This is a genomic window from Flavobacterium cutihirudinis, assembly GCF_003385895.1.
In the GTDB taxonomy this organism is placed as follows: domain Bacteria; phylum Bacteroidota; class Bacteroidia; order Flavobacteriales; family Flavobacteriaceae; genus Flavobacterium; species Flavobacterium cutihirudinis.
Map to the genome: position 1 here is coordinate 1,212,355 of NZ_QRDQ01000008.1, position 23,936 is coordinate 1,236,290.

A 23,936-nucleotide genomic window follows, 5' to 3' on the forward strand; every position below is an offset into this window, starting at 1 on the left:
TGTGGTTGGCAAATTGGAATTTAACCTCCCTGCGTAGCAGAAATAATGAGAATTTCGTCAGTTTCTTGTACGAGGAATTCGTTCCATTTGGTTTTTGGAACAACAGTGTTGTTAATAGCAACGGCGATTCCGTTTTGTTTGTACGGAATTTCGAGATCGAGCAATGATTGAACGCTTAGCGATTCAGCATTGAAATGTTTAGTTTGTTGATTGATTTTTAGTTCCATTCCTTTTAAGTTTAGTGTATAGTTACACAATAGGAATGGCTACAATTACGCATAGAAACGCGTGCAGAAGTCATCTTACTTTTCCCTACGCTAGTATGAACTAGATCAGGTTCAGAGGGTAAAATCTCAGCCTACAATGTTGTAGACACCCCTAAAGTGTGAAGCAAATATATGTAATTTTTTTTAGTTTTCAGTCTCGGTCTCAGTTTTCAGTCTTTAACTTAAGCTATCAAGTTTTGTAAATATGAAAACTAAGAGTGCGACTACGACTGGGACTGGGACTGAAAACTGCGACTATTTTCCACTGCGAATAAAGCAATCTTCCGTATGATCATTGACCATTCCGGTGGCTTGCATGTGTGCGTAGATAACGGTTGAACCTACAAATTTGAAACCTCTTTTTTTTAGATCTTTGCTGATTTCATCAGAAAGAGGAGTAGTGGCTGGAGCATCTTTTGAATTTTTCAAATTGTTTATAATAGGCTTTCCGTCTGTATATTTCCAGATATAATCAGAGAAACTGCCGAATTCTTCCTGCACTTTCATGAAAGCCTGAGCGTTTGAAACTGCAGCTTTAATTTTTAGTTTGTTCCGGATAATGCCGGTATTCTGCATTAATTCTTCGACTTTATCTTCAGAATAATGGGCTATTTTTTTATAATCGAAATGATCAAAAGCAGCTCTGAAATTTTCTCGTTTATTTAAAATCGTAATCCAGCTTAGTCCCGCCTGAAAGGTTTCCAGAATTAAAAATTCGAATAGCGTTGGATCGTCGTAAACCGGCACGCCCCATTCTTCGTCATGATATTTTTTATATAAATCGCTGGAATTGCACCAACTGCATCTTATCGGTTCCATTTTTTTATTTTAAATGTATAAAAAAGCCTCAAACTTTTATGTTCAAGGCTTAAATGTTTTTTAAAATTACTGTTTTCTTTCAAAAATTGTAATGACAAACATATGTGCTTCGTCACTTTTTCCGGTATATTTTATCTTTAAAACCGATTTTGTCAATTCCAGAATTTCTATATTGTTTATTTGCTGATCTTCATAAGTGAGTGTTAAATGCTTCTCGTTTAATAACCAAGTTCCTTTAGCAGTTACTGCCATACAATTGTTATCAGCGAATAAATGCATAAGGTCAGTAAATTTCGAGTCGTTAGTAAATTCCATAACGTCACTTTCACAGTTATGTTCATTAGGATAGTCACTAAGAACTTCTTTTCCATCTACAATTTTTCCGAGTTTTACTGGCACCCATTTTCCCTCTATTGATTGTATTTCATCATCATTATCGTTGCAAGAAACAACGGCTAAACTTAAGGCTAAAACTGATAAGAACAGAATGCTTATTTTTTTCATTATTTAAGGTATTTTTGGGGCGTTTTTTGGTTTATTTTTTTGTAAAAATAATTCTTTTACGAGTAAAAGAATTGGAAGAATAAATTTTCTGGTTATTATTTTTTTTAATGGAGAAGAGAGTAAGTCTTTAAGAAAGAAAATACTCTCATTTTGAGGGAATGATCAGGTTCATGGTTTATTTCCCAATTTGCCAGCTATATCCTTTCACGGTTGGAATATATGCCGAACGGCCAATTATTATTAAGTCGTTGTATATTTTTCTATTGTATTTAATGCCGATAGCATTGCCGGACATATACATTTTATTTGCTCTGAATTTTACTTTCATTTTGCCGTCTTCAAGCTCGGCGTCTGATACTTTTTCGACAAGCCAGGTAGATTTCCATTTCACTGATAATTCGTTTTCAGCAGTTTTAGTAACGCTTTTTACTAGTTTAACGGCATCTTCAGGAATTTCAAATTTTTGTGTGAGCTGTTCTTGTGTCATTGTTTGACCCATTTTACAGTTGTCGAGAATTTTTCTGATATTAACAAAACTCAATAGTTTTTCATTGACTTCTTTTCTGATGTCAACAGCTGCACTTTCTGAATTTTTCACCGGATTTGAAAGTTGCGATGCAATGTCAATTTCCTTTTTGACTACAAAAGCATCCTCTTTTTCGGTTATTTTGTTTGATGTAACGTCTTTAGAAGCAGTTATTTTCTTCTTAGAAAATTTAATTTTGGCAGGAGCCGGCGTCAGCGCGTTAACAGGCTGAATGGCTTTTTTAGGCTGCTTTTTGATTTCATCGCCACAGCTAAAAAGGAAACAGGTAATCGAGAATAAAATAAGTATATTAATTTTTTTCATGACCCAAAAGTTTTTAATCTTTATGAGAATCTTCGTCTAAATATTTCTTGATTAAATGATGTCCGGCGTATATTAAAGGTGTTAATAAAATAGCTATAGATAACTTAAAAGTATAACCAATTAAAGCAGATGACAAAAAAGTGTCAAAATCAATTTTCCCTGGTAACCAAAAGGCAATTCCGAGAACAATAAAAGAATCGAATAATTGCGAAATTACCGTTGATCCGGTAGTTCTGAGCCATATTTTTTTTTCTCCTGTTCGTCTTTTAAAAAACCAGAAAATCCAGACGTCGATTAATTGCGATGCCATAAAAGCAATCAAACTTCCAACAATAATCCACATACTTTGGCCAAAAACAGCCTGAAATTGTTCGTCGTTTACAGGACTTATTCCTTTTGCTGCCGGAATTACAATTGCCATAAATAAAATCAAAAAAGCATATGCAATCAGGCAAGCGGTTATAAAGGAAAGTTTTTTCACTCCTTTTTCGCCGAAATATTCATTAATCAAATCGGTTGTTAAAAATACAACTGGCCATGGTAAAATTCCAATACTCATTACAAAAGGCCCAATCTGAATTAGTTTTCCTCCGATTAATTCGGCTACAACTGCATTGGTTATAAAAATACCTGCAAGAATTACAAAGACAATTTCTTTTTTGGTTTTAAACATATTACAAAATCTGTGTATTCAAAGTTAATTATTTTAACCTAATAATGAATTTAATATTCTTCAAGAATTGTTTCATCATCTTCTTTTTCTTTTCCAAAAGTGGCTCTTAGATGTTCGCTGTTAAAGAATTCAGAAACTATTAAGTTGCATTTTTTCTCCAAATCTTCTTCTTCAGATATTCTTTTTAAGCTGAGTACTTTATAGGCAAGAGGATCTATTTTTTCATTTTTATTTACAAAAGCGATCGTATACAATTGATTTTGATCCGAATCAAGTTCCTTGTTTTTTCTTTTGATTGTATAAAAATAGATCGAAATATCGTGCTCATCTTTTTTAATAATTTTCTTTTCAAGCAAAGAAATAGAGTCTTTTTGAGTCAGATTTTGAAAATTGATTGCGGCGGCTTGTGAGATTTCGTCATCAGTAAGCTTAACTGCATCTTTTTTGTTTTGGTTATAAAGCAAATTTACAGTTGCAAATCGTGTTTTAGGATCGTTCAAAAAACCAGTAATCTCTGTCGTTGTCAAATTGTTATGTGTAATTCCCAGCCTAACGAGTTCCGTATTTACTTCGGGAAGATCAAGATTTTTTATTTTAGATAATATATCTTTTACAGCTTTATCATCAGCATAATTATAAATTAAAGTGGTATAATTAATTAAGTCATCCAACGCTAATGAGGTATCTGTAAAAATAGCTATTTCCTCCATATTTTCTGTCGGATCATTTTTTATTCTGTTTTTTTGATTCCAGCTTGCCACTCTTTTGTACTCCAATTTTGTATTGGTAAGTATCATTTTTTTGAAAGCTTTTATTTTTTTGACTGAAATTAATTTCTGCTCCAAAAGTGAATTAGAGAATTCTATAATGGGATTGTGGTATTCTTTAATGCTGTAATATTGAAAAATTTCAGGAAACAATTCTTTACTGTTTTCCGAATCGTTTTGAAAGGCATAAAAAAGACTTTCAGTTTCATACTGATTGTCCGGAATTGGCAAATCATAATCCATTAATTCAATAATTTTTTTGTATCCTTCTTTTGATTTTTGAAAAGCGAGACTTTTCAGAATACTTACCTGAACGGCCGTTTTAACCGATTCTTTTTTATAATAATTTTCAAGAAACGGCACCACCTTTTCATCGTTTATTTGGCCAATTTTTTCCAAAAGTGCAGTAAGGGCAGCAGTTTCATTTTCCTTAAAGTGAAATGAATTTAAAAATTGGGTTACAACATCAAGATCATTTTTTGTGATTTCAAGATTTTGTACAGAATTCAAAGCAGAATACCGAATAGTATCTTTTTCGTTTTTGGCATCTTCAATAAACAACAGGACTTTATTTTCATTGTCTTTGGGTTTTGTATTTTCTGCCAAGTCAAAAGATCCAAAAGTTTTCTCAATGAGCGGATCTTCATTTTGATAGTTTTTGTTTACCAAAGTATTGAGAATATAATAGGCGTTGTCTTTGTAAATTGCCTTGTACTTAATTGCCTGCGTCGCGTTTGGTCTTGAAACTACTGCAGTTATGATATAGTTGTTTTTTTCTTTATTGAATGTTGTTGTGTTGCTTAAAAACACATAATCATCTTTTTTAGTTGTTATTATTTTGTTCCAATTTGATTTAGAAAAGCCTTTTTTGGTAAACAATTCCGGATTAAGCAACGAAGTTGGGGTTTCAAAATTTTCATCTCCTTCCTCAAAACTTTCATCTAAATCTGTCTCGTGTTGATTTAAAAACTGTTTGTTTAGGTTGTTTTGAATAGAATCAATAGAGTGATTGTATTCGTATTTTGAATATTTATAATATCGTAAATTGAATTTTTGAGCATTCTCAGAATTGAAAACCTGAAATCTGCTGGTTGCCGCAAATGTGTTTTTTGATTGGTATTGATTGGAATTTAACTTTAAAAACAACGATTCATTTTCTTTTTCAGGAATTTCTATTTTATAATTTGCAATTGAGTCCGTATACACTTTAGTTTTTGATTTGTACAGGAATGGACTAATAATAAAAGATTTGAAAAAACGATTTGTATTGGCTTCTGAAGCATTTACGGTTCCTAAAAGATAGTATTTGTTGCCGGAAATAATTGTTTTTAACTTCATATTACGATTACCAATAATAGAAGAAGAAGTAAGCGAATTTTCGGTTTTGTTGTAATTAACGGCAGTTGAATCCTGATCCTGTTGCAGATAAAATTGATAATGAATTTGCTTGTGTTCATACTCTGAATCTTCCAGAATTTCAGTATCATTTAATGTTTTTTCCTGTAAGAAATAATAGCTTTTTTCCTGATTATCATACGCCTGAATATTTATATCAGTTCCTTTTTCGGCACTATTTCCAAAAACAAAATTAAACGATGGCAATTCTGTTTCAAAACCGCCTTTTAATGGTTTAATTCTTTCCCATTCATTTTTAAATGATTTTATTTTTATGTTTTCAAAAACTTCATTTTCATATTGACGTACATAATTTGCCGGCCCTGTCATGGTCACAGAAATAATTTCGAGTGGTGTAATGAAAAATTTTGAATGTTGACTGTTTCCGGTTTTCGTGATGTTTTTTATGTCATAACCAGAATAATTGGCTTGCTCGAAGTATTTTTTTTCTAGGATTTCACCGGCAATTTTTTCAAAAAATAAGCTATCCAGCGACTTAGCTTCATAAGGTTTATTGTTCTTTTTTAAGAAATAATTTAACGGAATCCTTTTAATTGTAATAGCGCCTCCGTTTGTAAAATCTGGCGATCCTAAGCTTTCATTGTCTTCAATTGTTGTTTTGTACAAAGGCAACTGAAGCATTTTGTCTTTTGTGCTGTTTGGGGTAAAATTAGGATTTGGAAAATAGGCTTCGATTGATTTTTTTTGGTTTTTCCCTTTTTCGGTAAAGTTGTCAATAATAGGTTTTACATTATATCCTTTTTGTCTTAATAACTCGATAATGCCTTCGTTTCCTCCAAGATGAGCCGCTCCAACGGCAGAAAATAAGCTTCCGGTTTTCGCTATAGAATCAATACTTTTGGTCATAATTTTATTGCGGTTTACAATAAGTGCATCATGAGTTTTTTTAGAGAACATTAGCTTGTAGATAGAATCCAGCATTACGATATCTTTCTCTCTGTAGTATTCTTTTAGAACCTCAGTTAAGTTTCTGTTTTTAAGGATTTTCATCAAAGCAGTTTTATTCTCATCTTTTGGTTTAGCATTGTCATCCATAGACTGAAGAATAGAAAGCATTGATTCTTTTGCGTTTTCCAGACCGGCAATTCTTTTTTTGTATTTTTTTCCTGTCTGAAAAATGAACATATCCAAAACGGTGTTTTCCTGAAAGTCGGCCTGCTCACCTTCAGCGCCAGACAACATATTTTTGAAATATTTGCTATTGTGGTTATTAAAAATCGTCTTGATTGTTTCTTTGCTTGCCGGGATTAAATAAAATTCGTTGTAAAACTTAGTATAGAAATTATAGTCGTTATTTTTCATAAGATCATCAAGTTCGCCCCAAGTTTCAGGATTGCTTTCATTGGCAATAATATCAGATCCTAAAAGGTTTTTAAAAAAAGAGTCGGACAAATGAAAAGAGACTTTTTCGTTAACATGCATTGTTCCGTACAAATAGGAACTTTTAGTTAAGCCATTGCCTGAAATTTCCCAAAACAAACTTTTGTTTTGAGCCTGAATAAGTGTACTTAATAACAATGAGATATATAGCAGTTTTTTCAATGTTAAAGTTTTAAGAATTTGATAAACAAATATATAATAGATTCCTTTTAATTATTCTGTTAAAGTAAGCTTTCTTTGTTTTATTATAAAGGATTTTCCTAAAGAATGTTATGAGATTTTAACATTGCAAATCGAGCATATATTTTTTGATTTTTGATGAAAACTGATTAAGGTTTTATGTTTAATTTTTCGGTATTTTTGAAGTTATAACAAGCCTTTTTAATCCAGTAATTGGAAAAGGGTACTTTAGGTAATAATTATTATGGATACTACTTTTTTGGGTGAAACTGGAAATATTGCGGAGAACCCTTTCTTAAGAAAATGGACCGGCCCTTATGGCGGAGTTCCAAATTTCGCAGAATATAAAATATCAGATTTTAAACCGGCAATTGAATATGCAATTCAGGAGAAATTGCAAGAAATTGACCATATAGCGGAGAATCCCGAGGCAGCTTCATTTGATAATACAATTGTAGCGCTGGAACTTTCAGGTAAAACTTTAGACAAAATTCATTCTGTTTACGGAATTTATAGATCTAATTTAAGTACTCCCGAGTTTAATGCAGTTGATACTGAGATGTCTCCAAAGTTGGCTGAGATTGAAGATAAGCTATATCAAAATGAGAAGTTGTTTAGAAGAATTGAAGCAGTTTACAAATCGGAAGAAAGTAAAAAATTAAACAAAGAACAACAAAGGCTAGTTTGGTTGTATTATACAAATTTTGTTCGTGAAGGAGCGGAGTTAAACGAAACTGATAAAGCAGAAGTAGCTAAGATTAATCAAGAACTGGCTGTGCTTTTTACAAGCTTTAGTCAAAAATTATTGGCAGAAGAAAATAATCAGTTCGTTGAACTAAAATCTGAAAGTGATTTTGACGGTTTGCCTGATGCATTTAAAAATGCCGCAATTGCCGAAGCTGAAGAAAGAAATTTAGCTGTTTTGGGTTGTATTGGTAACACAAGATCTTCAATAGAACCTTTTTTAACATTCTCCAATCAAAGAGATTTAAGAGAAAAAGCGTTTGATATTTTTGTTAAACGTGGTGATAATGATAATTCAAATAATACAAATTCGACGCTTGTTTCAGTTTTAGAATTGCGAGCTAAGAAAGCAAAGATATTAGGTTTTGAAAACTTTGCAGAATGGAGTTTGTCAAATAAAATGGCTAAGGATCCTCAGAAAACTTTAGATTTAATGGAGTCTGTTTGGAAGCCAGCTGTAAAAAAAGTAAAAAATGATGTTGCTGCAATGCAGGAAATGGTTGATAATGAAGGCGGAGATTTTAAAATAGAACCTTGGGATTATCGTTTTTATGCCGAAAAAGTTCGAAAAGCAAAATATGATTTAGATCAGAATGAAATCAAGCAATATTTGCAATTAGAAAACCTGCGTGAAGGAATGTTTTGGGTTGCAGGCGAATTGTTTGATCTTGGGTTTAAGCAATTATTTGATATTCCGGTTTATCACGCAGATGTTCGTGTTTGGGAAGTAAATAATAAAAGCACTGGACATCCAATTGGTTTGTGGTATTTTGATCCATACGCGCGAGTAGGTAAACGATCAGGTGCGTGGATGAATTCGCATCGTGATCAGCAGAAAATAAAAGAAAATGTACTTCCAATTGTGTCGAACAATTGTAATTTTATTAAAGGGAATAGTGATGAGCCGGTGCTAATTTCATGGGATGATGCTACAACTTTATTTCATGAATTTGGACATGCGCTTCACGGATTATGTTCTAACGTAACTTATCCGAGTTTATCGGGAACTTCAGTTGCGAGAGATTATGTAGAGTTTCCTTCACAATTGCTGGAACATTGGTTAGCTACTCCAGAAGTGTTGAATAAATTTGCTCTTCATTACAAAACAAACCAGCCATTATCTCAGTCTTTGGTAGAACGAATAGGACTAGCAGCAAATTTCAACGAAGGTTTTGCTACTGTAGAAACCATATCCAGTTCTTTTGTTGATATGAAATTGCATTTGACTACAGAAACAATAAATCCTCATGAATTTGAAAGCAGAATTTTAAAAGAGATTAATATGCCTTCAGAAATTGTAATGCGTCATAGAATTCCGCAGTTTGCACATATCTTTTCAAGTGATGGATATGCGGCAGGATATTACAGTTATTTATGGGCAGATGTTATAAACGCCGATGCTTATGAAGCTTTTTTAGAAGCAGATGGGCCTTATGATAAAAAAGTTGCCAAACGTCTTTATGATATCGTTTTAAGCGTTGGAAACACCGTAGATAATGAGGAAATGTATGAAGATTTTAGAGGTCATTCGCCAAAATCTGACGCGTTGATGCGTGCAAGAAATTTTCCTGTTGAAAAGTAATATAAATTAGTAAAAACAAAAAAGCCCGAATAAATAAATATTCGGGCTTTTTATATTGAAATAATATATTAACCTAAAGTAACTCTTTTGAAACCTGTGATTTCAACGTTGAATCCTTTAACGTAATCACCAACTTTTTTACTATCGTCTTTGATAAAGTTTTGATCTAACAAAGCTTTTTCTTGATCTAAAGTAGTGTTGTCAGAAATGAAACGTTGTACTTTTCCTGGAAGAATTTTATCCCAAATTTGTTCTGGTTTACCTTCAGCTTTTAATTCCGCTTTAGCATCTTCTTCTGCTTGTTTGATAACTTCAGGAGTTAATTGAGAGAAAGAGATGTATTTAGGAACATTTTTTAAAGTTTTTCCTAAACGTGCAGCTTCTTCATTGTCTTTTTCAATTACAGCAATACGAGCAGCAAGTTCAGATTCAACGAAAGCAGGATCAAAATCTTTGTAAGATAATGTGTCAGCTCCCATAGAAGCAACTTGCATAGAAACGTCTTTTGTCAAAGTCTCAGCATTAGCGATTGGAGCAGAAATTGCAGTTAAAGCAGCAATTTTGTTAACGTGAACATAAGATCCAACGAAAGCACCTTCTAAAATTTCGAAACCACCGATTTCGATTTTCTCACCGATAACTCCAGTTTGCTCGATTAATTTCTCAGCAACTGTAATTCCGTTGAAATCAGAAGCTAAAAATTCTTCTTTAGAAGAGAAGTTGATAGCTCTTTCTACTAAATCTTTAGCTAAAGTAACAAAAGCCTCATTTTTACCTACGAAGTCAGTTTCGCAGTTTAAAGTAAGGATAGCTCCTTTAGTGTTGTCAGCATTGATAAAAGAAACAGCAGCTCCTTCAGAAGACTCACGGTCAGAACGGTTAGCAGCAACTTTTTGTCCTTTTTCTCTAAGGATTTGTATAGCTTTATCGAAATCTCCTTCAGCTTCAACTAAAGCTTTTTTACAGTCCATCATTCCGGCACCTGTAGATTGTCTTAATTTATTTACGTCTGCAGCAGTAATTGTTGCCATAATATTTTGAATTTTAATGTTAAAAGTAAAAATTCCATCTTCTAAATCCCAAACTCCAATTTTATTAAATTATCAACATAACGTTTTTAATTTTGTATTTGGAATTTGGAATTTAAAATTTGGAATTTAAAGTTTGATTTATTCTTCACTTGCAGGAGCAGCTTCAGCTTCAACAGCAGGAGCAGCTTCTTCAGTAGCTTCAACTTCTTTTTCAGTACCTCTGTCAGAAAGACCTTCGATTACTGCAGTAGTCACTAAAGATAAAATTTTGTCAATTGATTTAGAAGCGTCATCATTTGCAGGAATCACGTAATCAACCTCTCTTGGGTCAGAATTCGTATCAACCATTGCGAAAACTGGAATGTTTAATTTTTGAGCTTCTTTTATTGCGATGTGTTCAGCTTTGATATCTACTACGAACAATGCTGCAGGCAGTCTAGACATATCAGCAATTGAACCTAAGTTTTTCTCTAATTTAGCACGTAGACGATCAACTTGTAAACGCTCTTTTTTAGATAAAGTGTTGAAAGTACCATCTTTCTTCATTTTATCGATAGAAGACATTTTTTTAACTGCCTTTCTGATAGTTACGAAGTTAGTCAACATTCCACCTGGCCATCTTTCAGTGATGTAAGGCATGTTTGCAGCTTTTGCTTTATCAGCAACGATGTCTTTTGCTTGTTTTTTGGTAGCTACGAATAAGATTTTTCTACCTGATGCAGCGATTTTTTTCAAAGCTTCGTTAGCTTCTTCAATTTTAGCTGCAGTTTTATATAGATTGATAATGTGAATACCATTACGCTCCATATAAATGTAAGGAGCCATGTTTGGATCCCATTTTCTAGTCATGTGTCCGAAGTGAACACCTGCTTCTAGTAATTCTTTTACTTCTATTTTGTTTGCCATTTTTGTACTAGTTTACGTTCTGTTGATTAGCAATGTATAAATGGCGATTTCTCTGGCTTTATACATTTAGATGCTAAACTATATCCTACCTCGATAGGAGAGCAACAATAACTGTGTTTTTTAATTTCAATAAATAATTGATAATGTCTTGTCCCATCTGAACAAGACAGGTAATATTAACGTTTAGAGAACTGGAATCTCTTACGAGCTTTCTTCTGACCGAATTTCTTACGTTCAACCATTCTTGGGTCTCTTGTTAATAAACCTTCTGGTTTAAGGATTCCTCTGTTTTCAGCGTTAACTTCACACATTACGCGAGCTAATGCCATTCTTACAGCTTCTGCCTGACCAGTTGTACCACCTCCGTAAACGTTTACTTTTACATCAAAGTTGTTTACATTTTCTGTCATAGACAATGGTTGTAAAACTTTGTATTGTAAAGTTGCAGTTGGAAAGTAAGTTGCGAATTCTTTTTTGTTTACAGTGATAGTTCCTGTTCCTTCAGAAACGTATACACGTGCAACAGCGGTTTTTCTTCTACCGATTTTGTGAATAACTCCCATTACTTAAGATCATTTAGGTTAACAGTTCTAGGTTTTTGAGCTCCGTGAGTGTGCTCAGATCCTACAACAACATTTAGATTTCTAAAAAGTTCAGCGCCTAATTTATTTTTAGGTAACATACCTTTTACAGCTTTTTCTACTAATAATGCAGGGTTTTTAGATTGCAATACTTTAGCAGTTAAAGTTCTTTGTCCTCCTGGGTAACCTGTATGACGCATGTAAATTTTGTCATTCATTTTTGTACCTGTAAGGTTAATTTTTTCTGAGTTGATAACAATTACGTTATCTCCACAGTCAACGTGCGGTGTGTAACTTGGCTTGTACTTACCTCTTAAGATCATCGCAACCTTTGAAGCAAGACGTCCTAAGTTATGACCTTCTGCATCAACAACAATCCACTCTTTTGTTACAGTGGCTTTGCTAGCTGAAATTGTCTTGTAGCTTAATGCGTCCATAATATTATTTTAATTAAACATTCCATCCCCAATAAAGGGGATGCAAAAGTACAATTAATTATTTTAAAACCAAATACCTGAAAAGAATATTTTATATCCTGAAAATCAGGCTGTCAGTTTTACTTTTAAAACAATAAAAAAAAACCACCCTCACAATAACGCGAAGATGGTTCAAAATTTCGATTTTTTTGTATTAAACAATAAAGATATTTGCTATATCTACAACTTGTTGTGTTGTTAGTGGCTCGTCATAAGCTTCTGATCCTGCGGCTGCTCCAAATAAACTGGCAGTATTGTAGCCTGCCTGCATGGTAACACCTTCACCAGCGTAAACTGCTTGAGTTGCGGCTGGCATTCCGGCTCCTCTTTCTTCATTTGAAATCCATCCTTTTAATCCGCGTAAGCGTCGTACTTCAGATGCGTGGCGTGCTTCGACAGAATGAATTTGTAATGCCGCTGTCAATAAATCTGGTGTTGTAATCAAGTTTGCTGCCTGACCTTTGTAAGCTCTTACGCCTGTATCTTCAAAGGCTTGCGCCAGTGCTAGAAATGTTGGATAATCATTAAAAGGATCAAAAGCACCTCCAACTGTAAAGTCAAAAGTAGGTTTTGGAACAAAATTTGGGCTCATTGTGCCTCCAAGTCCTGCTATCAGAAATTTTACGTGATCAGCTTCATGATCGGCAATTTGCTGAAATACTTTTAGGTCTCTTCCTGCATTTTCTGATGCTGGGATTACTCCGGAATCTAATGCCATAGCATAAAATTCGTTTTCCAGATACTCTAAGGTCAGTGCAAATTGTAAAGCTCCTATTGGAGTTGCAGGAGTTGGTGTGATGTCGTTTGCCATTGCCTTGTTTGCCATTGCGGATAATCCGAATGGGATTGATGCCAATGCTAAATTTTTACCGATATTTCCAAATTGTGAAAAACTGTCTCTTCTTGAGCTGGTGCTTTTCATTAAGTTATCATCAGTGAAGGATTCTATAAATTTTAAAATGTTCATAATTTCTAAGTTTTAGCTGGTTAAGATTAAGGTAAATATTTGGCTGTGAATTTTGTTGTAATAAAACCTCCAGCAATTGGTAAAATTTTAGAAGGATCCTGAGCAACGTCTAAACCTGTCGAAGCACTAACTACATCGTCACCCGCAAAATCTTTAGAATTTGGATTAATCAAGCTTCTTATTGCGGAAGCGTGTCTGGCTTCTACAGAAACTATTTTTCCGGCTAATAATAGGTAGTCGGCACTTTTAATTAGTTTTCCTGCACCATTATATGCTGCAACTCCAGTGTCTTCCAGCGCCTTTGCGGTTGCAAGAACTTCGTTTCGGCTATTAAAATTAAGAGAGCCATAGCTAAAAGCTAAAGAAGGAAGTAATTGTGAAGACGGATCTGGGAGTGCTCCCGTCAAAGCTGCTTTGAAGAAATCTCTGTGCACTACTTCATGGTGATATAAATCGGTCAAAACCTGGCGTTCGATATCATTAAATGTAGTGTTGAAATTTGCGGCGTTTACAACTTTCGTATAAAAATCGGCTTCAAGTTGTTCTAAGGCGTAAGCATAGGTAAGTACGCCAAAATCTCCTGAACCTAAATCAAATATTCCGTTTTTTATTCCCGGTAAAGTATTATCGGGCATTTCGTCATTATTATCATTGTCGCTGCAACCAGCTAAAACCAAACCTGCGGTAACTAATGTTAGTCCACTGAGCTTAAGAAAGCTCCTTCTGCTATCCAGTGAAGGGTCTACTTCATGGATTTTAACTTCGTTTTTCATAATCAAAGGTTTTTATTAAGGTTAATAACATGTATTAGGTTATTAACGAAATTTTATGCAGTGCGGTTTTACAAATTGCCGTTTTTTATGATTAATTAAAAAAAGGTCTTATAATTTCAAATAGTGGTAGGGCTTTTTTGTTTTATTTTAGGTAATTCTACTATATTTGTATTAATTACATAAAATTTAATTAGATGAAAGCTAAAGCAACTCTAAAGCAAATTGCGAAAGAACTAGGTGTTTCTGTGTCTACAGTGTCTAAGGCATTGAATGACAGCCCGGAAATTAGTGAGCAAACGAAGGTGAAGATTAAGGAGTATGCCAAACTCAAAAATTATAAACCAAATGTTATTGGTCTGAATTTAAAGAACAGAAAAACCAAAACTATTGGTGTAATTATACCTAATATATTAAACTCTTTTTTTGCTAAAGTTTTTAGCGGTATAGAAAAAGTAGCCGACAAGAAGGGATATAATGTAATTACGTGTATTTCGAACGAATCTTTAGAAAAAGAAATTCATACATTAGAAATGTTGAGCAACGGAACGATTGACGGATTTATTCTTTCGGTTTCTGAAGAAGCTCAAAAACTACAAGATTACAATCATTTCTCTGAAATTATAAACGACGGAACGCCGATTGTAATGTTTGATAGAATTGCAGATGAAGTTGATTGCGATAAAGTTGTGGTTGATGATTTCGATTCAGCTTTAAACTCAACACAGCATTTAATTAATTTGGGATGTAAAAATATCGCGCTTATTTCTTCTGTAGATAATTTAAGTGTTGGGAAATTAAGAGCTGATGGTTATTTAAAAGCTTTAAAAGACAATAATATTCCGGTAAACGAAAAGATCATTCTTCGTACCGATTCTGAAGATGATATGAAAGCTAAGATTGATGCCATTTTTGACAATAAAGTGGATGCTATTTTTGCTTTGGATGAAAATGATTCGGTTGCAGCTTTAAGAGTGAGTTTGAAAAAAGGATACAGAGTTCCAGAAGATATTTCAATCATTGGTTTTGCTGACGGAATTTTAGCTTCAAGACGTTTGTCTCCAAGTTTGACAACAGTGAGCCAACACGGAATTGAAATTGGTGAAGTTGCCGCAAAAAGATTAATCAAAAGATTAGAAGAAAGCGAAGAAGAAACTTCTGATTATGAAACAATCGTAATTAAGACGGTTTTGAAAGAAAGAGAATCGACTAGAAAAGTTAAATAAAAAAAGTATAAGTAATAAAAAAAGGACCGTTTGAAAGAACGGTCCTTTTTTTTTGTATGTTTTTTGTCATTTCGACGGAGGAGAAATCACACTCAGGATTCGACAAAGATTGGCGATTTTGATTGCGGAGTTTCTAGTGTGATTTCTCCTTCGTCGAAATGACAAGATTGCACAGAAATCTAAAGTCTGCAATCTAAAATCTAAAATTCAGATTAATGTGCTTCTAACCAATCTTTACCCAAACCAAGTTCAACTTCCAATGGAACCGCCATTTTAAAAGCATTTTCCATTTCGTGTTTAATCATTGGCTGGATTTTTTCGAGTTCGTCATTATGAACATCGAACACAAGCTCATCATGAACCTGAAGCAACATTTTAGATTTCCAGTTTTCGTCTTGTAATTTTTTGTGAATGTTAATCATCGCAATTTTAATCACATCGGCAGCGCTTCCTTGAATTGGTGCATTTACGGCATTTCGTTCAGCAGCACTTCTAACCACAGCATTTGCCGAATTGATATCTTTTAAATAACGGCGGCGACCTAAAATAGTTTGTACGTAACCTTTTTCTCTTGCAAATTCAATTTGCTCCTGAATAAAAGATTTTAATCGCGGATACGTTTTGTAATAAGCATCAATTAAAGCGGCACTTTCGCTTCTTGATAAAGAAGTCTGATTACTTAATCCGAAAGCAGAAACGCCGTATATAATTCCGAAGTTTACTGTTTTGGCGTTGCTTCTTTGTTCACGCGAAACTTCTTCTAAAGCAACATTAAAGACTTTTGCAGCCGTTGCTTTATGAATGTCTTCTCCATCCTGAAACGCTTTAATCATATTTTCTTCTCCGCTCAAAGCGGCAATAATTCTCAATTCAATTTGTGAGTAATCGGCAGAGATTAAAGTATGGTTTTCATCGCGTGCCACAAAAGCTTTACGAATTTGACGTCCTCTTTCCGTGCGAATCGGAATGTTCTGTAAGTTCGGATTATTCGAACTCAAACGCCCCGTAGCAGCAACGGTTTGCATATAATCAGTATGAACACGTTGTGTTTTTTTATCAACTTGTTCTGGCAAAGCCAAAATATAAGTGCTTTGTAATTTCACCATTTGACGCCAATCCAAAATTTGTTTAACGATTGGATTGTCATTGGCTAAATAAGTTAAAACTTCTTCGCCGGTTGCATATTGACCCGTTTTGGTTTTCTTTTGTTTTGCACCGCCAATCTTCATTTTGTCAAATAAAATATCTCCCAACTGTTTTGGAGAAGCCAAATTGAATTTCTCTCCAGCGGTTTCATAAATTTGCTGTTCTAAAGATTTGATTTCGACATCCATTTCTTTAGACATTGTTTTTAAGAAATCAACATCAAGACGAATTCCTTCGGTTTCCATTGCCGCTAAAACACTTACTAACGGAATTTCGATTTCATCAAACAACTTTTTAGTTTCTGTTTTATCTAATTCAGTTGTAAAGATTTCTTTTAGTTGTAAAGTAACATCAGCATCTTCAGCAGCGTATTCTTTAATATCTTCTAAAGGAACATCGCGCATCGAAATTTGATTTTTTCCTTTTTTGCCAATTAAAGTTTCAATTGATTTTGGAGAATATTTCAAATACGTTTCCGCTAAAATATCCATGTTATGACGCATATCCGGGTTGATCAAATAATGCGCGATCATTGTATCAAAAAGCTTTCCTTTTACAGTAACGCCATAATTTGCAAGGATTTTTAAATCGTATTTTAAATTCTGTCCAATTTTTTCGATATTTTCATTTTCAAAAAACGGAACAAATTTTTCTACTAAAGCTTTTGCTTCTTCCTGACTTTCCGGAAACGGAACGTAAAATGCTTTTCCTTTTTCGTATGAAAACGACATTCCAACAAGTTCGGCGTGCAAGGCATCAATTCCAGTTGTCTCAGTATCAAAACAAACCGAAGTCTGGTTTTGCAAATTCTGTAGAAGAAGTTTTATTCCTAAATCACCCTGAATGGTTTGGTAGGAGTGAGGTGTGTTTTCTAAAGTATTATAAAATGAAGTTCTTGCAGTTTCAGTATCTTCATCTGCGGAAGCGCTTCCAAACAAATCAAATTGATCTTCGTTTTTAGGCTGTGGTTTTTTGTATAATTTGGCATCTGGTTCTGCGGGAGCAGTTGTTTGAGTTCCGTCAGTTTTAAACAAATTATCAAACTGTTCGGCCATTCTTCTAAACTCTAATTCCTGAAAAATAGCGTCCGTTTTTTCAATATCAGGGCGTGTTAATTCGTAATCATTTTCATCAAAAGTTACAGGACAGTCTAATAAAATAGTAGCCAGTTTTTTAGACAATAATCCTTTTTCTTTATTAGCCTCGATATTCTCTTTCATTTTTCCTTTTAGCTTATCTGTATTTTCTAAAAGGTTTTCCATTGTGCCAAATTCTTTCAAAAGTTTTTTGGCTGTAACTTCACCAACTCCAGGAAGTCCCGGAATATTATCGGCTGCATCGCCCATCATTCCTAGAAAATCAATTACTTGCTCTGGGCGGTCAATTTCAAATTTTTCTAATACTTCAGGAACGCCCCAAATTTCAATTCCGTTGCCCATACGAGCCGGTTTGTACATAAAGATGTTTTCTGAAACTAATTGTGCAAAATCCTTATCAGGCGTAACCATAAAAACTTTATAGTTTTCTTTTTCGGCTTGTTTTGCGATTGTTCCAATTAAGTCATCGGCTTCAAAGCCTTCAACTTCAATAATCGGAATATGCATTGCTTTTAATAATTCGCATATATAAGGTACGGCAATTTTAATAGCTTCGGGCGTAACGTCGCGATTTGCTTTATATTCCGGAAACATTTCATTACGCAAATGACTTCCGCCTTTGTCAAAAGCAACTGCAAGATGATCCGGTTTTTCTCTTTTAATGACATCCAAAAGGGAGTTCATAAAACCCATAATTGCAGATGTATCCATTCCTTTTGAGTTGATTCTCGGGTTTTTTATAAAGGCATAATAACCACGAAAAATTAATGCATAAGCATCTAGAAGAAAAAGGCGTTTTTGAGTTGACATATAAAAAATATTAGTCTGTAAAAATAAACAATTGGGATTTTAAAAATTAGACTCTCAAGATTTTTTTTCCACCATATAAGTTATATAAGTTGATTTTACCAGGGGGCACACTGTAGAGATGCACTGCAGTGCGTCTAATCGTTGTGATGAATATTAATGATGCAGGAATTTAAATGAACTTATATAACTTATATGGTGAAAAAAACAGCAAAAGTTAATGTCTAGTTAAAATATTTAGTTTGTAAGATTTCTTCATTTTCTCTTCATTTTGCGAGGGTAATTTTGATCTGTAAAATAAAAGGTAATTAATTTAAAATCTTAGAAATCATGAGAAATTTATTGATGTTATTAGTGGCAGTTTTAGGAACAGGTGCAATGGTTCATGCGTTTCCTGCAAAAGATGGTAAAACGACTCCTGCCAAAGAAGTTAAAGCAACAAAACAGTCTAAAAATAAAGCTGATAAAAAAACAAAATCAGTAAAAACGGAAGCTCCAAAAGCAGAAGCAACAAAAGTAAAAAAATAAGAAAAAGAACTTAAGAGAATAAAAAATATTAATTTAAAAAATTAGAAATCATGAAAAATTTATTATTAGCAGCAGCAATGGTTTTAGGAACAAGTGTAATGGTAAATGCGCAAACTGCACCAACTCAGGCTGCACCGGCAAAAGAGGTGAAAGCAACAAAACATCATAATCACAAGTCTGATAAAAAAGAAAAATCAGCAAAAACTGAAGCTCCAAAAGCAGATGCAACTATGAAAAAATAAAGATTGTTTTTGATTTGTTTACAATGCATTGTAAGAAAACAAAACAGAAATAATGGTTTATGGAGAATGCGGTTGGAAAAGGCTGATGAAGAAATTTGTCAGCTTTTTTTTATTCGTTAATTTTTTAATAATGCGCAACAGGATTTTTTAAAATTGCTTAAATTTAATTGCGCTTAATAGCTGTATTTATGAATATTTTGATTGTTGAAGATAATAAAGAGCTTGCCACAGAAGTTTTTGACTTTTTGTGCAATACGGGTTATATCTGTAAAATTGTGCATACTTGTAATGATGCTCTTGAAGAAGTTGCCAGTAATGATTATGATGCGATGCTGCTTGATTTGGGTTTGCCTGACGGAGATGGTTTTGAGGTTTTGAGTGCGGTTCGAAAAACAAAATCCAAAATGGCTGTAATTGTTCTCACAGCTCGTGGCGAGTTGGATGACAGAATAAATGGTCTTCATTTAGGCGCCGATGATTATTTGACGAAGCCTTTTGCGCTCACTGAACTTAGCGCGAGATTATTTGCAGTTATTCGCAGAATGCATGGCTTTACACTCAATAATTTGAGTATTCACGGTTTTTTGCTACAGCTTCAGGACTATAAAGTCAGTTATAAAGATGTGCCGCTAAGTTTGACTAAAAAAGAGTTTGATATTTTTCAATATTTGGTTTTGAATAAAAATCGTGTTATTACAAGACTTCAATTAACAGAACATATTTGGGGCGATATTCTTGAAGTTAATTCTGACTCCAATTTTATTGATGTTCATGTTCGAAATCTTCGCAAAAAGTTAGATAAACATAGATCCATAGATTGGTTTGAAACAGTTCGAAATGTGGGTTATCGCATCAATGAATAAAAAAAGGAACTTGTGAAGATAAAACACCAATTAGCTATTTTTAATGCACTGACACGTTTGTTGGTGATTTTGATTTTATGGCTGATGTTGCCTATTTTAGTCGAAAATGTGGTTTATCATCACATCAATAATAGTCTTCTGGAAAAGAAGAAGAAATTTATTGAACATTTAAATCAGAAAGAAATAAATGATTTTCTAGATAATCCCGGAGACTCCACGGAAACATTTTCTGAATTTTCAACTCTTCATAGCGAATTTTTAGTTTTGTCTCGTTCACCAATAAAAGAACGTCATAAGAATATCGTTTTTAGTAACGATTACCGAAAAATTGAAGGTGAAGAAAATGAATATCGGATTTTACGGTATTATTTTTCTTATGAAGGCGAAGGTTATCAGCTCGAAATTGGAAGTAGTTTGAGCGAAGTTAATGATTTGACTTTTGTGATTCGTTTCTTTATACTCGTGGTCTTTGTTGTTATTTTAATTATCACTTTTTTGGCAGATACTGTTTATATTGAATACTTGCTGAAACCCTTTTATAAAATTATCGACACAAAAATTAGGCGTGTGAATGAACCCGAAGCTTTTGATCATACGCCAATAAACGCAAAATCAAGAGATTTTAGAGAGTTGGATTTGGTGTTGAACCAAATGATGGATCGCATTGCGGAACTTTTTAAAAAAGAAAAACAATTTATTTCGAATGTTTCTCACGAATTGCTGACACCTATTGCATTGCTGAAAAATAAGTTTGAAAATTTATTGCAGAATGAATCTTTAGATGATAATGCTGTAGATAAAATTGCAGGCTCTTTGAAGACGCTTGACATGCTGAAAAAAATCATAAATAATTTATTGCTGATTTCTCGTATTGAAAACAACCAATATGAAGCTAATGAACAAATAAATTTTTATGAAATTATAGACGATCTACAATCAGATTTTCAAGATCGTATGGAAGACCGAGAAATTCATTTTGAAAATCTCATGAAATATAATTACGATTTTATCGGAAATAAAACACTGATTCATATTCTAGTTTATAATTTGGTAACTAATGCAATCAAATACAATCGCCCAAAAGGAAATATAAGTGTTGAAGACGGTTTTGAAAAAGGTCGTTATTTTGTTTCAATTGCAGATTCTGGTCTTGGAATGAGTGAAGCGCATCTTGAAAAAATATTCAAAAGGTTTGCCAGAATAAGTTCGGATCAGGATGGTCAAGGTTTAGGCCTCGCTATTGCTGAAAGTATTGCTTCTTTTCATCATATAGAAATCAAAGTTGTTTCTGTAATTAATGAAGGAACAACCTTTACTTTATTGCTTCCTGAAGTCTCAAAACATAATTAAAAGTTAATTTTTTTAGATGCATTAAAACTTCATTTAATCTTCATTTTGTGATTCTATCTTTGAGGTATAATAATGAAATATTAATCAGCAAAAAAAAATTAAATCATGAAAAAAGTAATAATGTTAGCAGTAGCTGTTCTAGGAACAGTGGCAATGGTAAACGCTCAAACAACTCCAGCTCAAACCACTCCGGTGAAAGAAGCGAAAGCTCCAAAAAAAGACAAAAAAGCAGATAAAAAAGCCAAAAAAGCGGAGGCAGCTAAGCCAGAAGCTGCAAAAGCTCAAAAATAATACAACTTTAAGTTTGCTGGGTCAAACTTTGTTGTGGATTATAAAAGGTTTTAAAAAATTTGGTAGAGAAAAGCTGGTAGAGAAATCTGCCAGCTTTTTGTTCTTTATTTTGAGTTAAATTTTTGATAATAAAAAGCAATAAAATTTTCATTCTTTGTTACTTTGCTTAAAACTATAATTAATGATCCTTAAATTTATAATTCTTTGCGCCCTTTTTCTGCTTCTTGAATTTTATTCCTATCAAGCTTTTCGCACTCTTGTTAAGTTAAGATGGGTTTTAATAAGTTACCAGATTATCAGTTTTTTGCTTTTAGCGTTTATCTTATATTCTTTTTCTCAGGTTGATCGATCAGTTGGACAAACCAAGCAGTTTATGTTTACAACAGGTTTGATGCTGCTTATTTATGTTCCTAAAATTGTAATGACTCTCGTTCTATTTGGAGAAGATATTTTTAGAATAGGAGCAAGCATTATGAATTATTTTATTTACAATGCTCCAAGAAAAGAAATGATGCCCGACAGGCGAAAGTTCGTAAGTCAAATTGCTCTTGGTTTGGCCGCAATACCTTTTTTATCTTTAATTTATGGAATATTTGAAGGGAAATATAACTTTAAAGTAATCAAGCAAACGGTCTTTTTTCCAGATCTTCCAGATGCTTTTGATGGTTTCAGAATTACTCAGATCTCAGATGTTCATAGCGGTAGTTTTGATAATCCGGAAAAGATAAATTATGCAATTGATTTAATCAATGAGCAGGAATCAGATTTAATCTTGTTTACAGGTGATATTGTAAATACGCATGCGAAAGAAATGCATCCATGGCTGGAGACTTTTAACAGAATCAAAAATTATAAATATGGTAAATTCTCGGTTTTAGGAAATCATGATTATGGCGAGTATGTAACATGGCCTTCGCAGCAACAAAAAGAAGAGAATTTTAAAGAAATCAAGGAGCTTTATGGTAAAATTGGTTTTGAGCTATTATTGAACGAACATAGATATATTCAAAAAGGAGAAGATAAAATTGCTTTGGTTGGAGTAGAGAATTGGGGGGTTAATTTTAAGAAAGCCGGAGATTTAAATAAAGCCTCTCAAAATTTAGCTCAAGACGATTTTAAAATACTAATGAGCCACGATCCGAGTCATTGGGACGCAGAGATTAAAGATCATCCTAAAAATTTTCATTTAACGTTTGCAGGCCATACTCACGGTATGCAGTTTGGAATTGAAATTCCGGGTTATTTTAAATGGAGTCTTGCACAATATATTTATAAACAATGGGCTGGTTTGTACGAAACTGCCGGAAGATACGTTTATGTTAACCGTGGATTTGGTTTTCATGCTTATCCTGGTAGAGTTGGTATTATGCCCGAAATAACAGTGATCGAACTAAAAAAGGGCAACAATGTGGCTTAATTCGTTAAAAATGCTACATTTGTAGAATATTTATCTCTTTTAAGTAGATTAATAAATTTAAATTTTTGGTTTTATGTCAAAATTTGGAGAACTAATAAATGCTCAAGTCCCTGTGTTAATTGACTTTTACACAGATTGGAATGAATCTTCAGTTTCTATGCATCCAGTAATTAAGGATGTTGCAGCTGCGCTTGGTGATAAAGCCAAAGTAATCAAAATTGATGTAGATAAAAATCAGGAATTGGCTGAAGCGCTTCGTATTAAAGGGCTTCCAACTCTTATGATTTACAAAGAAGGTCAGATGATCTGGAGGCAATCAGGCGAACTTGATGCTAATACCATTATAGGAATTGTTCAGGAACAATTCAATCAATAATTACTTTTACTAATTAAAAATTAGTGAATAACATCAAAGGCATAGCCATTTTCTTTTAAAAAATGTAATGCTTTAGGTAACGCAAATTTTAAGTTTTGCGATGCTTTTATACTGTCATGAAAAACAATCACACTTCCTGATGTTACATTTTTAGTAACGTTTTCAAGACATTTTTCCGGAGAAATAGACTGGTCAAAATCGGCGCTCAAAACATCCCACATTACAATTTTATAACCAAGACTTCTTAAAACTTTAGATTGTGCTTTTTTTATTTTGCCATATGGAGGGCGAAATAATAAACCATTTAATTTTTTTTCATTGGCTAGAATCGAAGCGCAATTTTTCACATTTTCTATATAATCATTTGTCTGGCACTTCCAACCATTAATGTGGTTCATGGTGTGGTTTCCAATGGCATGTCCTTCGGTAATCAATCTTTCAAATAAGGAAGAATTAGCATTTATATTTTTGCCAATACAAAAGAACGTTGCCTTTGCATCAAATTTCTTCAGCTCAGATAAAACCCAGTCAGTAACTTCGGGAGTTGGCCCATCATCAAAGGTTAGGTATATCTTCTTTTCCTTATTGGGAATATCCCAACAGTACTTCGAAAATACCCTTTTTATAAATGAATTTGTTTTGACCCAATAAAAGCTCATTTTGAAATGATTTAAGAGTTAT

23 protein-coding genes and 1 riboswitch are annotated in these 23,936 nt (G+C 33.4%); of the genes, 9 read left to right on the plus strand and 14 right to left on the minus strand.

The window, feature by feature from the left end; translation table 11 throughout:
- Positions 1–20 precede the first annotated feature (20 nt).
- From thiS to BD847_RS10965, 6 genes are all read right to left on the minus strand, one after another.
- Positions 21–227, minus strand: coding sequence for a sulfur carrier protein ThiS (thiS, locus tag BD847_RS10940; protein ID WP_115888283.1), 207 nt, complete (start codon positions 225–227; stop codon positions 21–23).
- A 65-nt stretch (positions 228–292) separates the two neighbouring features.
- A riboswitch (TPP riboswitch) is annotated at positions 293–390 on the minus strand.
- A gap of 131 nt (positions 391–521) precedes the next feature.
- Positions 522–1,085: a DNA-3-methyladenine glycosylase I gene (locus BD847_RS10945; RefSeq protein WP_115888284.1), complete on the minus strand. Its 564-nt coding sequence runs from the start codon at positions 1,083–1,085 to the stop codon at positions 522–524.
- A 66-nt stretch (positions 1,086–1,151) separates the two neighbouring features.
- Positions 1,152–1,589 (minus strand): lipocalin-like domain-containing protein, encoded by a 438-nt coding sequence (locus BD847_RS10950; protein ID WP_115888285.1) that lies wholly within the window; start codon positions 1,587–1,589, stop codon positions 1,152–1,154.
- A gap of 175 nt (positions 1,590–1,764) precedes the next feature.
- Positions 1,765–2,439, minus strand: coding sequence for a hypothetical protein (locus BD847_RS10955; protein WP_115888286.1), 675 nt, complete (start codon positions 2,437–2,439; stop codon positions 1,765–1,767).
- Positions 2,440–2,452: 13 nt separating this feature from the next.
- Positions 2,453–3,112, minus strand: a complete 660-nt coding sequence (locus tag BD847_RS10960) for a queuosine precursor transporter (protein ID WP_115888287.1) — start codon at positions 3,110–3,112, stop codon at positions 2,453–2,455.
- A gap of 50 nt (positions 3,113–3,162) precedes the next feature.
- Positions 3,163–6,837, minus strand: coding sequence for a TraB/GumN family protein (locus BD847_RS10965; protein ID WP_167443847.1), 3,675 nt, complete (start codon positions 6,835–6,837; stop codon positions 3,163–3,165).
- 262 nt (positions 6,838–7,099) lie between these two features.
- On the opposite strand from BD847_RS10965, the gene BD847_RS10970 reads away from it, so the two are divergent.
- On the plus strand, positions 7,100–9,181 hold the full coding sequence (locus BD847_RS10970; RefSeq protein WP_115888289.1) for a M3 family metallopeptidase: 2,082 nt from the start codon (positions 7,100–7,102) through the stop codon (positions 9,179–9,181).
- Between the two features lie 68 nt (positions 9,182–9,249).
- Here the strand turns inward: BD847_RS10970 and tsf are convergent, their stop codons facing one another.
- From tsf to BD847_RS11000, 6 genes are all read right to left on the minus strand, one after another.
- Complete coding sequence (gene tsf, locus BD847_RS10975; RefSeq protein ID WP_109191768.1) at positions 9,250–10,212, minus strand: translation elongation factor Ts; 963 nt, start codon at positions 10,210–10,212, stop codon at positions 9,250–9,252.
- A 138-nt stretch (positions 10,213–10,350) separates the two neighbouring features.
- Positions 10,351–11,118, minus strand: coding sequence for a 30S ribosomal protein S2 (rpsB, locus tag BD847_RS10980; RefSeq protein WP_115888290.1), 768 nt, complete (start codon positions 11,116–11,118; stop codon positions 10,351–10,353).
- 176 nt (positions 11,119–11,294) lie between these two features.
- Positions 11,295–11,681, minus strand: a complete 387-nt coding sequence (gene rpsI / locus BD847_RS10985) for a 30S ribosomal protein S9 (protein WP_071636269.1) — start codon at positions 11,679–11,681, stop codon at positions 11,295–11,297.
- Complete coding sequence (rplM, locus tag BD847_RS10990; RefSeq protein WP_068844978.1) at positions 11,681–12,136, minus strand: 50S ribosomal protein L13; 456 nt, start codon at positions 12,134–12,136, stop codon at positions 11,681–11,683. The genes rpsI and rplM overlap by 1 nt, the downstream gene beginning before the upstream one ends.
- Positions 12,137–12,329: 193 nt before the next feature.
- Positions 12,330–13,142: a ferritin-like domain-containing protein gene (locus BD847_RS10995; protein WP_115888291.1), complete on the minus strand. Its 813-nt coding sequence runs from the start codon at positions 13,140–13,142 to the stop codon at positions 12,330–12,332.
- A gap of 26 nt (positions 13,143–13,168) precedes the next feature.
- Complete coding sequence (locus BD847_RS11000; protein ID WP_115888292.1) at positions 13,169–13,915, minus strand: ferritin-like domain-containing protein; 747 nt, start codon at positions 13,913–13,915, stop codon at positions 13,169–13,171.
- Positions 13,916–14,109: 194 nt separating this feature from the next.
- On the opposite strand from BD847_RS11000, the gene BD847_RS11005 reads away from it, so the two are divergent.
- Positions 14,110–15,138, plus strand: a complete 1,029-nt coding sequence (locus BD847_RS11005; RefSeq protein ID WP_115888293.1) for a LacI family DNA-binding transcriptional regulator — start codon at positions 14,110–14,112, stop codon at positions 15,136–15,138.
- 212 nt (positions 15,139–15,350) lie between these two features.
- Here the strand turns inward: BD847_RS11005 and polA are convergent, their stop codons facing one another.
- Positions 15,351–18,191, minus strand: coding sequence for a DNA polymerase I (gene polA / locus BD847_RS11010; protein ID WP_115888294.1), 2,841 nt, complete (start codon positions 18,189–18,191; stop codon positions 15,351–15,353).
- A gap of 327 nt (positions 18,192–18,518) precedes the next feature.
- On the opposite strand from polA, the gene BD847_RS11015 reads away from it, so the two are divergent.
- The 7 genes from BD847_RS11015 (at position 18,519) to BD847_RS11045 (ending at position 23,255) form a co-directional block, all read left to right on the plus strand.
- Positions 18,519–18,716 (plus strand): hypothetical protein, encoded by a 198-nt coding sequence (locus BD847_RS11015; RefSeq protein ID WP_115888295.1) that lies wholly within the window; start codon positions 18,519–18,521, stop codon positions 18,714–18,716.
- Between the two features lie 50 nt (positions 18,717–18,766).
- On the plus strand, positions 18,767–18,958 hold the full coding sequence (locus tag BD847_RS11020; protein ID WP_115888296.1) for a hypothetical protein: 192 nt from the start codon (positions 18,767–18,769) through the stop codon (positions 18,956–18,958).
- Positions 18,959–19,146: 188 nt separating this feature from the next.
- The gene (locus BD847_RS11025) at positions 19,147–19,821 is read left to right on the plus strand and encodes a response regulator transcription factor (protein WP_115888297.1); all 675 of its coding nucleotides are present in this window, start codon (positions 19,147–19,149) and stop codon (positions 19,819–19,821) included.
- Between the two features lie 12 nt (positions 19,822–19,833).
- The gene (locus BD847_RS11030; RefSeq protein WP_244201585.1) at positions 19,834–21,171 is read left to right on the plus strand and encodes a sensor histidine kinase; all 1,338 of its coding nucleotides are present in this window, start codon (positions 19,834–19,836) and stop codon (positions 21,169–21,171) included.
- 105 nt (positions 21,172–21,276) lie between these two features.
- Complete coding sequence (locus BD847_RS11035; RefSeq protein WP_115888299.1) at positions 21,277–21,462, plus strand: hypothetical protein; 186 nt, start codon at positions 21,277–21,279, stop codon at positions 21,460–21,462.
- Between the two features lie 181 nt (positions 21,463–21,643).
- Entirely contained in the window at positions 21,644–22,879 is a 1,236-nt protein-coding gene (locus BD847_RS11040) for a metallophosphoesterase (protein ID WP_115888300.1), read from the plus strand.
- A 73-nt stretch (positions 22,880–22,952) separates the two neighbouring features.
- Positions 22,953–23,255: a thioredoxin family protein gene (locus tag BD847_RS11045; protein ID WP_026728605.1), complete on the plus strand. Its 303-nt coding sequence runs from the start codon at positions 22,953–22,955 to the stop codon at positions 23,253–23,255.
- Between the two features lie 20 nt (positions 23,256–23,275).
- On the opposite strand, the gene BD847_RS11050 is transcribed toward BD847_RS11045, so the two are convergent.
- A complete protein-coding gene (locus BD847_RS11050) occupies positions 23,276–23,914 on the minus strand; it encodes a polysaccharide deacetylase family protein (RefSeq protein WP_115888301.1) in 639 nt (212 codons plus the stop codon).
- Between the last annotated feature and the right edge of the window lie 22 nt (positions 23,915–23,936).